The 14,962-nt window shown below is 68.2% G+C and carries 14 protein-coding genes; 9 read left to right on the top strand and 5 right to left on the bottom strand.

The features are described from left to right. The first annotated feature begins 1 nt into the window (after position 1). Positions 2-835, top strand: coding sequence for a tRNA (adenine-N1)-methyltransferase (locus ACQPYS_RS18755; protein WP_431940256.1), 834 nt, complete (start codon positions 2-4; stop codon positions 833-835). A gap of 65 nt (positions 836-900) precedes the next feature. Here ACQPYS_RS18755 and ACQPYS_RS18750 read toward each other — a convergent pair whose 3' ends face one another. Beyond that, complete coding sequence (locus tag ACQPYS_RS18750; RefSeq protein ID WP_433490344.1) at positions 901-1,437, bottom strand: hypothetical protein; 537 nt, start codon at positions 1,435-1,437, stop codon at positions 901-903. 179 nt (positions 1,438-1,616) lie between these two features. Here ACQPYS_RS18750 and arc point away from each other — a divergent pair, with 179 nt between their 5' ends. From arc to ACQPYS_RS18730, 4 genes are all read left to right on the top strand, one after another. After that, the gene (gene arc, locus ACQPYS_RS18745) at positions 1,617-3,377 is read left to right on the top strand and encodes a proteasome ATPase (RefSeq protein ID WP_063038736.1); all 1,761 of its coding nucleotides are present in this window, start codon (positions 1,617-1,619) and stop codon (positions 3,375-3,377) included. A 193-nt stretch (positions 3,378-3,570) separates the two neighbouring features. Then, positions 3,571-5,097: an ArnT family glycosyltransferase gene (locus ACQPYS_RS18740; RefSeq protein WP_433493080.1), complete on the top strand. Its 1,527-nt coding sequence runs from the start codon at positions 3,571-3,573 to the stop codon at positions 5,095-5,097. A gap of 18 nt (positions 5,098-5,115) precedes the next feature. Continuing rightward, a complete protein-coding gene (locus ACQPYS_RS18735) occupies positions 5,116-5,481 on the top strand; it encodes an arsenate reductase family protein (protein ID WP_431940254.1) in 366 nt (121 codons plus the stop codon). A 73-nt stretch (positions 5,482-5,554) separates the two neighbouring features. Beyond that, complete coding sequence (locus ACQPYS_RS18730) at positions 5,555-6,232, top strand: TIGR00266 family protein (protein WP_063038732.1); 678 nt, start codon at positions 5,555-5,557, stop codon at positions 6,230-6,232. A 311-nt stretch (positions 6,233-6,543) separates the two neighbouring features. Here the strand turns inward: ACQPYS_RS18730 and ACQPYS_RS18725 are convergent, their stop codons facing one another. The 4 genes from ACQPYS_RS18725 to ACQPYS_RS18710 form a co-directional block, all read right to left on the bottom strand. Then, entirely contained in the window at positions 6,544-7,104 is a 561-nt protein-coding gene (locus tag ACQPYS_RS18725; RefSeq protein WP_431940253.1) for a dihydrofolate reductase family protein, read from the bottom strand. Then, positions 7,105-8,025: a helix-turn-helix domain-containing protein gene (locus tag ACQPYS_RS18720; protein ID WP_063038728.1), complete on the bottom strand. Its 921-nt coding sequence runs from the start codon at positions 8,023-8,025 to the stop codon at positions 7,105-7,107. An 87-nt stretch (positions 8,026-8,112) separates the two neighbouring features. After that, positions 8,113-9,456 (bottom strand): DUF3533 domain-containing protein, encoded by a 1,344-nt coding sequence (locus ACQPYS_RS18715; RefSeq protein ID WP_433490343.1) that lies wholly within the window; start codon positions 9,454-9,456, stop codon positions 8,113-8,115. A 156-nt stretch (positions 9,457-9,612) separates the two neighbouring features. Further along, positions 9,613-10,800, bottom strand: a complete 1,188-nt coding sequence (locus tag ACQPYS_RS18710; RefSeq protein WP_433490342.1) for a DUF418 domain-containing protein — start codon at positions 10,798-10,800, stop codon at positions 9,613-9,615. A 92-nt stretch (positions 10,801-10,892) separates the two neighbouring features. Here ACQPYS_RS18710 and dop point away from each other — a divergent pair, with 92 nt between their 5' ends. The 4 genes from dop to prcA all read left to right on the top strand — a co-directional run bounded on the left by dop (position 10,893) and on the right by prcA (position 14,370). Next, positions 10,893-12,392, top strand: coding sequence for a depupylase/deamidase Dop (dop, locus tag ACQPYS_RS18705; protein ID WP_039825236.1), 1,500 nt, complete (start codon positions 10,893-10,895; stop codon positions 12,390-12,392). Positions 12,393-12,557: 165 nt separating this feature from the next. Continuing rightward, positions 12,558-12,752 carry a ubiquitin-like protein Pup gene (locus ACQPYS_RS18700; RefSeq protein ID WP_030521323.1) on the top strand — a complete coding sequence of 65 codons (195 nt, stop codon included), beginning with the start codon at positions 12,558-12,560 and terminating at the stop codon, positions 12,750-12,752. Continuing rightward, entirely contained in the window at positions 12,749-13,621 is an 873-nt protein-coding gene (prcB, locus tag ACQPYS_RS18695; protein ID WP_063038726.1) for a proteasome subunit beta, read from the top strand. Before ACQPYS_RS18700 ends, prcB begins: the two co-directional genes overlap by 4 nt. Then, positions 13,618-14,370, top strand: coding sequence for a proteasome subunit alpha (prcA, locus tag ACQPYS_RS18690; RefSeq protein WP_063038724.1), 753 nt, complete (start codon positions 13,618-13,620; stop codon positions 14,368-14,370). The genes prcB and prcA overlap by 4 nt, the downstream gene beginning before the upstream one ends. Positions 14,371-14,962 lie beyond the last annotated feature (592 nt).

Raw genomic sequence — 14,962 nt, 5'->3', positions numbered from 1 at the left:
CATGACGGCCAGACGGACCGGGCCATTCGTCGTCGGCGACCGCGTGCAGCTGACCGACGCCAAGGGCAGGCTGTACACGGTGCTGCTGGAACCGGGTAAACAGTTCCACACCCACCGCGGCGCCATCGCCCACGACGACCTGATCGGCGCCGACGAGGGCACCCTCGCGCACTCCAACAACGGCACGCCGTATCTGGCCCTGCGCCCGCTGCTGACCGACTACGTGATGTCCATGCCGCGCGGGGCGGCGGTGATCTATCCCAAGGACGCCGCGCAGATCGTGCACGAGGGCGATATGTTCCCCGGCGCCCGGGTGCTGGAGGCGGGGGCGGGGTCGGGTGCGCTGACCTGCTCACTGCTGCGCGCGGTGGGATCGGACGGGGCGGTCGTGTCCTACGAGATCCGCGAGGATCACGCCGAGCACGCCGTCCGCAATGTGGAGCGTTTCTTCGGCGAACGGCCTGCGAACTGGCAGCTCACCGTCGGCGATGTGGCCGATTACGAGGGGGATCGGGTGGACCGCGTGGTGCTGGACATGCTGGCGCCGTGGGACGCGCTACCGGCCGTATCGCGGGCCATCGTGCCCGGCGGGGTGCTGATGGTCTACGTCGCGACGGTGACCCAGCTCTCCCGGTTGGTGGAGGCCCTGCGTGAGCAGCAGTGCTGGACCGAACCGCGGTCCTGGGAGTCGATGGTGCGCGGCTGGCACGTGGTGGGCCTGGCGGTGCGTCCCGAGCACCGGATGCAGGGCCATACGGCCTTTCTGGTGAGCGCGCGGCGGCTCGCCGAGGGAGTGGTCACCCCGAAACCGCAGCGCCGGCCGTCGAAGGGCTGAGCGGGCGCTACGGACGGTCGCGGGACCACGGGGCCGGATCACCGGCTCCCGTGGCCCCGTCGTGGTCAGGCGGGGGAGCAGGGGAGCTGCGCGAACCCGAACAGCACACAGGCGCTCGCGTCCGACAGCTTCCAGGTGCTGTCCTCGTATTCCCAGGTCAGCGGCATGGGCGGTGCGCTCTGACCGGAGGGACTGGTGATGGTGGTCCGGCCGGTGGCGGTATCGCCGTCGACGGTGACCTCGTCGACCTGGTAGCTGATCCCGCGATAGGTCTGCAGGGCGGCATTGAGCTTCTCGAGCATGTCCCGCCGGTTCTCGCCGTCGTCGATCAGCTTCACCTTCTCGTCCACCGGGATATCCGGGTTGGTGATCTGCTCGAGGCCGGCCTGTAGGCTCGCCGCGGTGGGCGCGGGCGCGGTCTCACCGTGATCGTCATCGTGGTCGTGCGCCGCGGCGCTGGTGGAGACCGCGACACTGCTGGCGGCGGCGGTATCGCCGCCGTCGTCGGACCCGCAGGCCGTGAGGCCCAGCGCCAGGGCGGCGGCCGCGGCGGTAGCCGCCGCGACGCGGGACAATCGCCGTGTCCGTGCGGGAAGTTGCATATCTGGCAACCTTTCGGCTAGTCGGTGAGCGTGCCCACCATTGTTGGGTTAGGGGAGGCTAACATGGTGTGACCTGCAGAGGGCCGCGGACCAGATGTGATCACGACGAAATCGTGTCGGACAGCGCAAACGGGCCGCGCCCGGTAGCGTTGATAGACCGGGACTGGGAGGAGCAGCACATGAGCCCCATCGAGAATTCGGATTCGGCGGCCTGGAGAGAACTCGAGGCAGTACGCGCCGAAGCGGCTGCACTCCGGAGGCAACTCGCCGACTCACCGGATCGCACACGGGAATTGGAAGCCCGTATCGATTCGCTGACCATTCGCAACACCAAGCTGATGGATACCCTGAAAGAAGCGCGGCAGCAGCTCGTCGCGTTGCGTGAGGAGGTCGACCGGCTCGGTCAGCCACCGAGCGGTTACGGGATTCTGATCGGGGTGTACGAGGATCAGACCGTCGACGTCTTCACCTCCGGCCGCAAGATGCGATTGACCTGCTCGCCGAACATCGAGACCACGACCCTGGCCTACGGCCAGACCGTCCGCCTCAACGAGGCGCTGACGGTGGTCGAGGCCGGCATGTTCGACGCGATCGGGGAGATCGGCACGCTGCGGGAGATCCTCGACGGAGGCCGCCGCGCGCTGGTCGTCGGGCATGCCGACGAGGAGCGGGTGGTCTGGCTGTCCGGTCCACTGGCCAAACTCGCCGACGCCGATGATCTGGCCGATCCGGACTCACCGATCCGCAAGCTGCGGCCCGGTGACTCCCTGCTGGTCGATACGAAGGCCGGGTTCGCGTTCGAACGCATCCCCAAGGCCGAGGTCGAGGATCTGGTGCTGGAAGAGGTTCCCGACGTCGGATACGAGGACATCGGTGGTCTCGGGCGCCAGATCGAGCAGATCCGCGACGCCGTGGAGCTGCCGTTCCTGCACAAGGATCTCTTCCGCGAGTACGCGCTGCGCCCGCCCAAGGGTGTGCTGCTCTACGGTCCGCCCGGCTGCGGTAAGACGCTGATCGCCAAGGCGGTGGCGAACTCGCTGGCCAAGAAGATCGCCGAGGCGCGCGGCGAGGATGCCAAGGAGGCGAAGTCCTACTTCCTGAACATCAAGGGTCCCGAGCTGCTGAACAAGTTCGTCGGTGAGACCGAACGCCATATCCGGATCATCTTCCAGCGGGCCCGGGAGAAGGCGTCGGAAGGGACGCCGGTGATCGTGTTCTTCGATGAGATGGACTCGATCTTCCGCACCCGTGGTTCCGGTGTCTCCTCGGATGTGGAGACCACGGTGGTACCGCAGCTGCTGAGCGAGATCGACGGTGTGGAAGGGCTGGAGAACGTCATCGTCATCGGCGCCTCCAACCGTGAGGACATGATCGATCCCGCGATTCTGCGGCCCGGCCGCCTGGACGTGAAGATCAAGATCGAGCGGCCGGACGCCGAATCCGCGCAGGACATCTTCTCGAAGTACCTCACCGAGGGGCTGCCGCTGCACGCCGACGATCTGGAGGAGTTCAAGGGCGACAAGGTGGCCTGCGTCCGCGCGATGATCGAGCGGGTGGTGGACCGGATGTACGCCGAGAGCGAGGACAACCGCTTCCTGGAGGTCACCTACGCCAACGGCGACAAGGAGGTCCTGTACTTCAAGGACTTCAACTCCGGCGCCATGATCCAGAACATCGTGGACCGGTCCAAGAAGTACGCCATCAAGGCGGTGCTCGACACCGGTAACCCGGGTCTGCGGATCCAGCATCTCTACGATTCGATCGTGGACGAGTTCTCCGAGAACGAGGACCTGCCCAACACCACGAATCCGGATGACTGGGCCCGTATCTCGGGTAAGAAGGGCGAGCGGATCGTCTACATCCGCACACTGGTCACCGGGAAGAACGCCAGTGCCAGCCGGGCGATCGACACCGAGTCGAACACCGGCCAGTACCTGTAACCGGCACCGACACCGAGGCCGCGCTCCCGTGGGGGCGCGGCCTCGGTCGTTGCCGGGGTCCATCTCGCGGCTTACGCGGGTACACCGTGTGTCCGGCGGGATTCCACCGATAGGTGGACGCCGGAGGGGTGCGGTCGCGGATATGTTCCGAGGGCCAGGTTTCACGAAACCCAGGAGTACCTCCGTGACCACGATGACCGATTCCGTCCCGCCACGGCCCGATGCGTATGCCGACCGTCCCTTCGCCACCGCCCCCGTACTCGGTGTGGCCGCCGTGGCCGCCGTCGTCCTGTTGCTCTCGGCGACCCGATACGGCTATTTCGGCGACGAACTGTACTTCCTGGCCGCGGGTCGGCGGCTGTCGTTCGGCTATGCCGATCAGGGCCCGGTACTGCCCCTGCTCGCGGCGCTGGGGGATAGCGTCGCCCCGGGTTCGCTGCTGGTGCTGCGGTTGCCCGCGATCCTCCTGACGGTGGCCGCGATCGTGGTCGCCGCACTCGTCGCGCGGGAGTTCGGTGGCGGTCGCGGCGCCCAGGTTCTGACTGCCGTCGGCTACGCGACCTCGCCGTTCCTGCTCATGCAGGCCAAGAATCTGTCCACCAACGCGATCGACTCCGCCCTGTGGGTACTGATCGCCTGGCTGGTGGTGCGCTGGGTGCGGACCCGCCGCGACGGGCTGCTGTTCGCCGCCACCCTCGTCACCGCGCTGGATATGCAGGTCAAATGGCTGATCCCCTTCTTCTGGCTCGCGGTGGTGGCGAGTTCACTGGTCTTCGGTCCACGGGAGCTGGTGCGCCGGCCGCTGCTCTGGGTGGGCGGGCTGGTCGTGCTGCTGGTCTCGGCCCCCGCCCTGTTCTGGCAGGCCCGGCACGGGTGGCCCCAGCTGGGCCTGGGTGCGGTGGTGCGCGCGGAACAGCAGTACTCCGGCGGCCCGATGGCCTTCATACCCTTGGCCGTGCTGCTCGCGGGAGCGCTGGGCGCGGTGCTGCTGTGCTACGGCCTGTGGGCGCTGCTGCGGCACGAATCGCTGCGCCCGTACCGTTTCCTCGGTGTGGCCACGGTGCTGCTGCTCGTGGTGTTCCTCGTCTCCGGTGGTCGTGTCTACTATCTGGCCGGGATGTACGGCGTGGTCTTCGCGGCCGGTGCGGTCGCCCTGGCGGCGGCGGTGCGGCGGGTCGGATCGGCCCGTCGGCGGGCGATCCTCGGCTCGGGCGCGGCGGTGGTAGCGGTATCGCTCGCCCTGATCGCCGGCTCCACACCCTGGCGGGAACCCGACGCGATCGACCCGCCCGCGAACGATACCGAGGCCGCGTTGAACATCGGGTTGTACGGCGAATTCGGCTGGACCGAACTGGCGGACGCGGTGGTGACGGCCTACCGCTCGCTGCCCGCGGCCGAACAGGCCCGATCGGCGGTGATCACGGAAAGCTACTGGCAGGCAGGTGCATTGGATCAGCTGGCGCGGACGGAATTGCCGCAGGTGCACAGTCCCTCGCGCGGTTTCGGATATTTCGGCGCACCCGCCGAATCGGCCACCACCCTGGTGTGTGTCGGCGGCGACGAGCACCTGTTGCGCGCGCAGTTCGCCACCCTCGAACCGATCGGCCACGTCGACACCCGGCTCGGCTTCCTGGGCAACACCCGCGATGTCACGCTCTGGAAATGCGCGCAGCCCCGGCGGGCGTGGTCGCAGGTGTGGCCGGAATGGATGCACCTGTAGCGGGCTACGCTCACCCTCATGAGCACTCCGGAGACCGAGATCTGGCATAACCCGCGCTGCAGCAAGAGCCGGGCCGCCGTGGCCCATCTGGACGCCGCCGGCATCGAGTATTCGGTCCGCCGGTACCTCGACGAGCCGCCCACCGTCGCGGAACTCCGTGCGGCACTCGACCGGCTCGGCGCGCAACCCTGGGATATCACCCGCACCGGTGAGGATATCGCGAAGGAACTGGGTATGGCCGCGTGGGGCCGGGCCGAGGCGGACCGGGACCGCTGGCTCGCGGCGCTGACCGAGCATCCGCGGCTGATCCAGCGTCCGCTCGTGTTCACCGCCGGGCGTGGGGTCATCGCCCGGGACGCGGAAGCTCTGGATTCGCTGGGCTGAGTCCGCGGCGGTTCGCCGGGGTGTAGCGCTAACGTTGGCGGACTCTCACCCGCGGTGGCGGTAGTGTCGGCTCATGAAAGTTGAACTGCGGCACAACCCGTCGTCGACGGTTGCCCGGTGTGTCCTCGCGGGCGGTGAGCCGGTCCGCGTGGAATCCGGTGCCATGGTGGCGCATTCGGCAGGAGTCGGCCTGGAGGCCAAGGCCGAGGGCGGCGTCCTGGCCGGTATGAGACGGTTGATGTTGTCGGGTGAATCGTTTTTCGTCTCCACCTTCACCGCGCCGCAGCAGGGCGGCTGGGTGGATGTGGCGCCTTCGCTGCCCGGGGACATGCTCGCACTGCAGATCGCTCCGGACCGGCCGTATTTCATCAGCCGCGGCGGCTGGATCGCCAATTCGACCGGCGTCCAGGTGGAGAGCAAATGGGGTGGTTTCGCCAATCTGTTCGGCGGTGAGGGCGGCTTCGGCCTGCGCGCCTCGGGCCAGGGCGAAGTCGTGGTCGGCGTATTCGGAGCCATCGATGTCATCGATCTGGCGCCCGGCGAGCCGGTCACCATCGATACCGGGCATGTGGTCGCCTACGATCTGTCGATCCGGTTCACCATCCGGCGCGCGGTCTCCGGTCGCTCTCTCCAGTCGCTCAAATCCGGTGAAGGCCTGGTCTTCGACTTCGTCGGTCCCGGCCGGGTCCTGCTGCAGACGCGCAACCCCAGCGCCTTCGCCTCCTGGACGGCCTCGGTTTCCTCCGGGTAGGCGTACCGCCGCCTCCGCGCCGGCCAGGTGCTTTCCGGGCGAACTCCGTGCTCGCTCCGGCCGTGCGCTCTGTGCGTACCGCGACCCTCGCTCCGGCCGTGTGTCGTCCGCGTGGCTTCGCGTCGGCGCCGGCCGGGCGCGGGCTGCCGAGGGGGCTCGCCGATCGCGCCGATCCGGGTACCTCCGCATTCGCTCGGTCCGTGTGCGTCCGGGCGCGACCTTCGCGTCCGGCCTGGCGCGGATTGCGGTGGTTTCGCCGCCCGCATCCGCCGGGCGGTGCGGTCGACCCCCGGCCGACCGCACCGCGCCGTTCATTCGTTCGGCGCGACCACCGTGTAGCGCACGCAGGCGAATTCCCCGTTGCCGGCCACCTCGTCGACCCGCAGCTCCAGCCGGCGTGGCAGCAGCGGTGCGCCGGCGCCCAGGGTCACCGGCGCGATCGAGACGATCACCTCGTCGAGCAGGCCGCGATCGGCGAACTGTCCCGCCAGTTCGCCGCCGCCGACGACCCACAGGTTCTTACCGGCCGCCGCCTCGGTCATCGACTTGTGGACGAGTTCGACCGGATCCTGGGTGAATCGCACATCGCCATCGGTGCGCGGGGCGAATTCGCGATGGGTGCAGACCCAGGTCGCGACCTCGTAGGGCCAGGGTTGCCCGGCCTCGTTGTCGAGCAGCCACTGGTAGGTGTTGGCGCCCATGACGATCGCGCCGACACCGGCCATGAACTCGGTCGTTCCCATGGGGCCGTTGTCGTTGTCGGCCTCCCGGGACAGCAGCCAGTCCAGCGAGTGGTCGGGGGTGGCGATGAAGCCGTCCAGGCTGGTCGCCGTGTAGTAGATGGTCCGGGGTCCGGTCGCCGGGGTGGTCATTCACTCTCTCCTTCGCAGCCAGTCGATCGGGTCGCCCCATCCGACGGGATCATCGGGTGCGGTACCGCGTATCCAGTACCGCACCAGCTGGCGGCGATACGCGGAGTAGGTGAGCACATGCGCGACTACGCTGCCGAGGACGAAACTCTCCGGCGGCTCGCACAGTGCATCGATCAGGGTGTCGCCCCAGCCGCCGCGCCGATCGATCTCGCGGACCGTATCCAGCCACCGCGGACCCACCTCGTCGAGGCGGGCCGCGAGCGCGGGCGGGTCGTCGCCGCCGGCTACCGGCGTGTCGGCGCCTTCGATCGAGGCCAGCCAGCACTCCTTGCTGCGGATCAGATGGTGCAATACCGCGGCGACCGAGTCCTCGGGACCGTCCCAGGGCAGCACGGTCCCGGTGCTGCCCCGGGGCCGCCGGTACTGTTCCTCGGTCAATCCGGCGGCCGCCTTCACCAGGAGGGCGGTGTCCTCGAGGTCGTGGTGCAGCAGCAGCGCGGTCGGGTCCATATCGGATCGTCCTCTCGGTTCACCCTCCACCCACAGCGACATGGGCGGGTGGAAGTGGATGCCGTTCGCCGCGGGCAGCCAGCGCGGTGTCCGGCCCGTCAGCGGCGGGGTCGCACTCGGCGGGTGACCGAACGCACGGGTGAACGCCCTGCTGAACCCTTCCACCGTGTCGTAGCCCGCGGCGAAGGCCACCTCGGTGACCGCCGCGCCGCCGCCGAGTTGCCAGCACGCGCGCTCGAGCAGCACGCGCCGCCGCAGGCCCACCGGGGACTCGCCGGTTCCGCGGCTGAACTGCCGTGCGAAGTGATACCGCGAGCTGTACGCGTCGGCGGCCATCTGCCCGAGCGTGGTGTTGTCTTCGTCGAGAACGGCGTCGAGCAGTTCCCGCAGTCGGTCCCGTCGGTTGTTCACCCGTCGAGTCTGACGGATCGGCCGGCCGGTGCGCTTGACCGATCTTGCGCAGACGGCCGGTGTCGCCGGCCGGAGCCGCGCCGACGCTCAGCGGTCGCTGCGGCGCTCCAGGCCCTTGCGGTCGTAGAGGATCGTGAAGACGAGCCCCAGCACCAGCCCGATGGCCAGCCCGGCCAGGCTCATCCAGACCCCGCGCGCCAGTCCGGGGTTGCCGTGTGCGTCGAAGTACAGGATGGCGCGGATGCCCAGGTAGATCTGGTGCATGGGTTCGAAGGCGGCCAGCCAGGCCATGTAGTGCGGGGTGGCCTCCAGCGGGATGGTGGCGCCCGCCGAGGGCAGCCCGAGCACGATGAACAGGATCAGGTTGATCAGCAGCCCCGCCGAGCCGAACACCGCGAGTACGGACAGTGCCGTCACCCCGACCGCGAGGATCGCCAGGGTGCCGAAGAGGAACAGCGCCAGGCCGTGTTCGAGCGGTACGTCCAGCAGGGTGGCGATACCGACGAACAACCCGGAGGCGATCGGGGCCACCACGGCCATCACCCCCCACTTCAGCAGCAGGGTGCGGGCCCGGGAATGCGGCGAGGTCGGATGGTGGACGAACCACGGCCCATATTCGGTGGGGACGAAACCGAGCGCCGAATCCACCATGGTGTGCACGATCATGGCGCCGGTGAAACCGGCCAGCACCACCAGCAGGGTGTAGAAGAACGCGGACAGGCCCTGCCCGGTCCCTTCCGGAAGCGGCCGGTACTGCTCGATGAGCACATCGATCGGTTCGGCCAGTATCAGCCTGGACGCGCCGGAGACCTGGGTGCCGCCACCTGGGCCGGAACTCAGCTCGCTGTCGACAGTTGCGGTGAGTTGTCTGCCGACCTCGGCGTTCACCTGGGTGAGCGCCTGCCGGGCGATGAGCTGGGTGATCTGGGTGGCGAAGGTCCCGGTACGCGGATTGGTCACCACGGTGATCACCGGCTGCTGGATATCGCCGGGCACCACACTGCCCGCACCGAGGATCGACAGTCGTTTGGACAGATCGCTGGGCAGGATGATCGCGCCGTAGACCTCGCCGTTGTCGAGCAGGCGCTGGGCCTCACCGATACCGGTCACGCGCAGATCCACCTTGCCGGCCGGTACACGCTCGGTGAGCGCCGCGGTGATCTGATCACCGATATCGATCTGCTGTCCATCGCGGATATCGCCGTCGTCCTGGTTCACCAGCGCGATCGGGAAATCATGCAGATTCTCTTCCGGGTTGACGACGTAGCCCAGATACATCGTCGACAACAGTGCCATCAGCAGCGTGACCACTACGATCGGCCCGGCCCAGATCCGGATACGGCGCCGTACCCGGGCGCGGGTGTCGGTATCGCCCGTCTCGTCCGGTACGGCGTGTGCGCCCGGGTCGTCGCCGGTGCTGTCGGTCCCCATCGCGTCCTCCGTCGAAGCTGCGCGTCCGGCCCGGGTGTGCGGGCCGGGCGTCTGCCGGTACGGCCGGGTCAATGGTGGCAGCTACCCGGGCGCGCAGTGGTACCGCGACCGGGTGTGTCTGCTCACTGTGGCGGGCGTATCAGCGCAGCGCGGCGGCTATGCCCGATTCAGCAGCCGGTAGCTCGAATGCCACAGCCACTCCACCGGACCGCGTGCGAACCGGCGCAGCCAGCAGTGCGCGAACAGCGCGATCACCGCGCATACGGTCACATAGACGACGACGGTGAAAGGTACCCGGGACTCCGGCGCGAACCGCGCGGCCAGCCCGAACCCCCAGCCGTAACACAGGATCGACGCCACCAGGTTCTGCAGGATATAGCAGCTCAGCGCGGCCCGGCCGATCTCGCTCAGCCGGCGTCCGGCGAAGCCGGTGTGGGAGCGGCGCGCATAGAACTCCGCGACCAGCGCGAGAATGCCCAGCGAGACCACCGGCGCCACGACGTAGCGGGTGATCAGTACCAGATCGCCCCCGCCGGCCAGTCCGGCGAGCAGGTCGACCGGCGCGGCCACGCCGAAGCCCAGAAACAGGAGCCGGCGCCGCAGGCGCGCCCCCTCGGGCCGGAACACACCGGCGTGGAACAGGCGAGCGCCCACCAGGAACAGCACGACGGACAGCGGCAGGATGACGATCGCTTCGGCGCGGAACGCCAGTGCGTGCTCGGCCCGGAACAGCACCAGATCCCAGAACGAGCCGTCGGCGTACGGGTTGGGGTCCAGCGGTGCCCGCTCGCGCGGCGCGGAAGGCTCCGCCAAGACCAGCGAGACGACGTAGAGCGCGATCAAGGTGAGGTGCACGCCGAGCATCGTGTAGAGCCACCGGCCCTGTGCCCGCCCACTGCGGGTGAGCAGGAACGCGACGACCGCCGCCGTCACGGCATACCCCATGAGCACGTCGAACTCGGCGATCAGGAGGAAATTGAGCAGGCCGTCGAGGAACAGCAGTGCGGCGCGCCAGGGGTACCCGCCCGGCCAGGGGCGCCCGGCTCGGCGGGCCGAGCGCTGCTGGATGGCCAGGCCGATACCGAACATCACCGTCAGCAGCCCCAGGAATTTGCCCTGGGCCAGTTGTTGGAGCACCTTCTCGGCCCACATCCAGCCGTCGGTGGGGGACATCGAGATCCGGTGCAGATATCCGCTCAGGCCCTCGGGGTCGGTCAGGATCCAGACATTCGTGCCCAGCGTGCCCAGGATGGCGATTCCGCGCAGCACATCCAGGGCCGCGAGCCGAGACGGGCGCGGCGGATTCGGTCCGGGGACGAGCGGGTCGGCGACGGTGCGGGGCATGGTCAGAGCATGTGGTCGCGGGCTACGCCGCGGCATCGGCCGGAAGTACCACTCGACGGATGATTCGCCGTCCTTCGCCTACGCTCGAACTCATGCAGCGCATCATCGGTATCGAGGTCGAATACGGGATCTCCACCCCCACCGAGCCGTCGGCCAACCCGATCCTCACCTCTACCCAGGCGGTTCTGGCCTACGCCGCGGCCGAGGGGGTGCCGCGTGCCAAGCGCACCCGATGGGACTACGAGGTCGAGTCGCCACTGCGCGATGCCCGCGGTTTCGACCTGAGCCGGATGAACGGTCCGGCGCCGGTGATCGATGCCGACGAGGTCGGCGCGGCGAATATGATCCTCACCAACGGCGCCCGCCTCTATGTCGACCACGCGCATCCGGAATATTCCGCGCCGGAGGTCACCGATCCGCTCGATGCGGTGATCTGGGACAAGGCCGGTGAACGAGTGATGGAGGCGGCCGCCCGGCACGCGTCCAGCGTGCCCGGCGCGCCCCGGATGCAGCTGTACAAGAACAATGTCGACGGCAAGGGCGCCTCCTACGGCACCCACGAGAACTATCTGATGAGCCGCGAAACCCCGTTCAACGCGGTAATTCTCGGGCTCACCCCGTTCTTCGTCTCGCGGCAGGTGATCTGCGGTTCCGGCCGGGTCGGGATCGGGCAGTCCGGCGATAACGCGGGCTACCAGCTCTCGCAGCGCTCGGACTACATCGAGGTCGAGGTCGGGCTGGAGACCACGCTCAAACGCGGCATCATCAACACCCGCGACGAACCACACGCCGACGCCGACAAATACCGCCGGCTGCACGTCATCATCGGCGACGCCAATCTGGCCGAGATGTCGACCTATCTGAAGGTCGGGACGACCGCGCTGGTGCTGGACCTGATCGAATCCGGTGCCGATCTGTCCGATCTGCAGTTGGCCCGCCCGGTCACCGCGGTCCACACCATCAGCCACGATCCCACCCTCCGCGCCACGGTCGCCCTGGCCGACGGTCGGGAGCTCACCGGGCTGGCGATCCAGCGGCTCTATCACGAACGGGTCGCGAAGTTCGTCGAGGAGCAGGGCAACGACGACGAGCGGGTACGCGATGTGCTCGACAACTGGTCGATGGTGCTCGACCTACTGGAACGCGATCCGATGGAATGCGCCGACCTGCTGGACTGGCCGGCCAAGCTGCGCCTGCTCGAGGGGATGCGCAGCCGCGAGGGCCTGGGCTGGGCGGCGCCGAAACTGCATCTGATGGATCTGCAGTACTCGGATGTGCGCCTGGACAAGGGCCTGTACAACCGCCTCGTGGCGCGCGGATCCATGAAACGGCTGGTCACCGAACAGCAGGTGCTCGACGCCATGACCAAACCGCCCACCGATACCCGCGCCTACTTCCGCGGGGAATGCCTGCGCCGGTTCGGGGCCGATATCGCCGCCGCGAGCTGGGACTCGGTGATCTTCGACCTGGGTGGCGATTCGCTGGTCCGTATTCCCACCCTGGAGCCTCGCCGCGGTACCAAAGCGCACGTCGGGAAACTGCTCGACGGGGTCGATACCGCTGCTGACCTGGTGCAACAGCTCACCACCTGAGTGTTCACCGGGAATGTTCCCGGAGGTCGCGACCACCGGGGTGGGACGTAATCCGACTACGTGTCGTCCCGGCTGGGTAGTGTTGAAGAACGAGCACAGAGGTGCTCACGATTCGTCCGGTACGCGAGCGCGGCCGGTCGGTGGAAACAGAGGAGGTCGGCTGCGATGGCACAAGAGCAGACCAAACGCGCCGGGGGCGGCGACGATGACGAAGGCGTCGACGGCGTAGACGCCGCGGGTCAGGAGCGGCGCGAGAAGCTGGCGGAGGACACCGACGACCTGCTCGACGAGATCGACGATGTGCTCGAAGAGAACGCCGAAGACTTCGTTCGTGCCTACGTGCAGAAAGGTGGCCAGTGACCGCAGGTGACCCCTTGCGTCTCCAACTGGGGTACGCCCTCTCGTCCTTTTCCGAACATCTGCGTCAACACGCCCCGGATCTCCTGCCGGGAAGCGGATTCGACGCCCTGAGCCAGCCCACCGCCGCCGGAAACCCCGGCGGCGGTGCCGCGGGGGATATCGCACCGCACGGCACCACCGTGGTGGCGGTGTCCTATCGCGGCGGTGTCCTGATCGCCGGTGACCGGCGCTCCACCCAGGGCAATCTGCTGGCGGGCCGCGATGTGGAGAAGGTCCATATCACCGATACCTACTCGGCGACCGGTATCGCCGGGACCGTGGGCATGGCCATCGAACTGGTCCGCCTGTTCGCGGTGGAGCTCGAGCACTACGAGAAGATCGAAGGTGTCTCCCTCACTTTCGACGGCAAGGCCAACAAACTGTCGAAGATGGTGCGCGACAACCTGCCGGCCGCCATGCAGGGCCTGGCGGTGGTGCCGCTGCTGGTCGGCTACGACCAGCAGGCCACCGATCCGGACCGGGCCGGGCGCATCGTCTCCTACGATGTGGTGGGTGGGCGCAGCGAGGAGCGGTTCGGATTCACCGCCGTCGGGTCCGGCTCCATGTTCGCGCGGACCTCGCTGAAGAAGCTGTACGCCAAGGGGATCGACGCCGATCGCGCCCTCCGTATCGCGGTCGAGGCCCTGGTGGACGCCGCCGACGACGATACCGCCACCGGCGGGCCGGATCTGCTGCGGGGGATCTATCCGACCGCGATCCTGATCGATGACGAGGGCGCCGTCGAGGTGGCCGAATCCCGGCTCGAGGAGATCGCGCGCGGTATCGCCGCCGACCGTCAGGCCGCAGAGGAAGGGAGCGCCCGGGCATGACCCTGCCGCTGTATGCATCCGCCGAGCAGATCATGCGCGACAAGACCGAGCTCGCGCGCAAAGGTATCGCCCGGGGCCGCAGTGTCGTGGTGCTCGCCTACGACAAGGGTGTGGTGTTCGTGGCGGAGAATCCGTCGGCGACCCTGCACAAGGTCAGCGAACTCTACGACCGGACCGGTTTCGCCGCCGTCGGCAAGTACAACGAATTCGAGAACCTGCGCCGGGGCGGCATCCTGCAGGCCGATCTGCGCGGCTACCAGTACGACCGCCGCGATGTCACCGGCCGAGCGCTGGCCAACGCCTACGCCCAGACGCTGGGCTCGATATTCACTGATCAGCTCAAACCCTACGAGGTGGAGATCTGCGTCGCCGAGGTGAGCTATTCGGACCAGGAACCCGAATCGGTCCTCTACCGGATCACCTTCGATGGATCGATCGTCGACGAGCGTGAATACGTGGTGATGGGCGGTACCACCGAACCCATCGTCAGCGCGCTCAAAGAGTCCTACCGGCGGGGGCTGGACCTGGCCGGGGCGATCCGGGTCGCGGTGGAGGCGTTGCAGTCCAGCGAGGGCGCGGACAAGGACAAGCGTGCCCTTGGCGTCGGCACGCTGGAGGTCGCCACCCTGGAACAGGCACGGCCGCGGCGGGCGTTCCGCCGGATCGGCCGCGCCTCCCTCGAAGAGCTGCTCGGCTCGGCGGGTGAGGCCGGCTCGGCGGAGCCGGAAACCGGCGGCAAGCCGGACTGAACAGGCCGGCTCCGCGCCGGACGAGAATCCACGGGTCGCGCACCGACAACGGTGCGCGACCCGCCTTCGTGCCGTGCGATGTGCGATTGGACGTCCATAGATCGGCGACCATTGAGCACTGACAGTGTTGTGCCCCTGCCCAGGCTGGTCATGACGTACCCGCACCCACCTTCTGTCTACTCCCGACGGTTGGCGTCCTGGTCGGGGCCTGTGCCCCGACTCGGAGGAACAGAGCGAAGGAGCGTAGCGACTGAGCGTGCGGCCTGCCGTCCTGGATCGGTGACCGTTGGGTACTTACAGTGCTGTGAGCCTCTTCGGGCCGATCGAGGTGCACGGCAGCGTGCGTCTTCTGTCTGTTTCGGATGGTCGGCGTTCGTGGTGGGGGCCCGCCCCCGATTCTGGAGCGACGGAGCGAGGGAGCGTAGCGACTGAGCGCGCGGCCTGCCGTCCTGGATCGGTGACCGTTGGGCACTTACAGTGCTGTGAGCCTCTTCGGGCCGATCGAGGTGCACGGCAGCGTGCGCCTGCTGTCTGTTTCGGATGGTCGGCGTTCGTGGTCGGGGCCCGCCCCCGATTCTGGACTGACGGAGCG

This window comes from Nocardia grenadensis (assembly GCF_050942415.1).
GTDB lineage: Bacteria > Actinomycetota > Actinomycetes > Mycobacteriales > Mycobacteriaceae > Nocardia > Nocardia grenadensis.
This window is presented reverse-complemented; position numbering and strand designations above follow the sequence as displayed.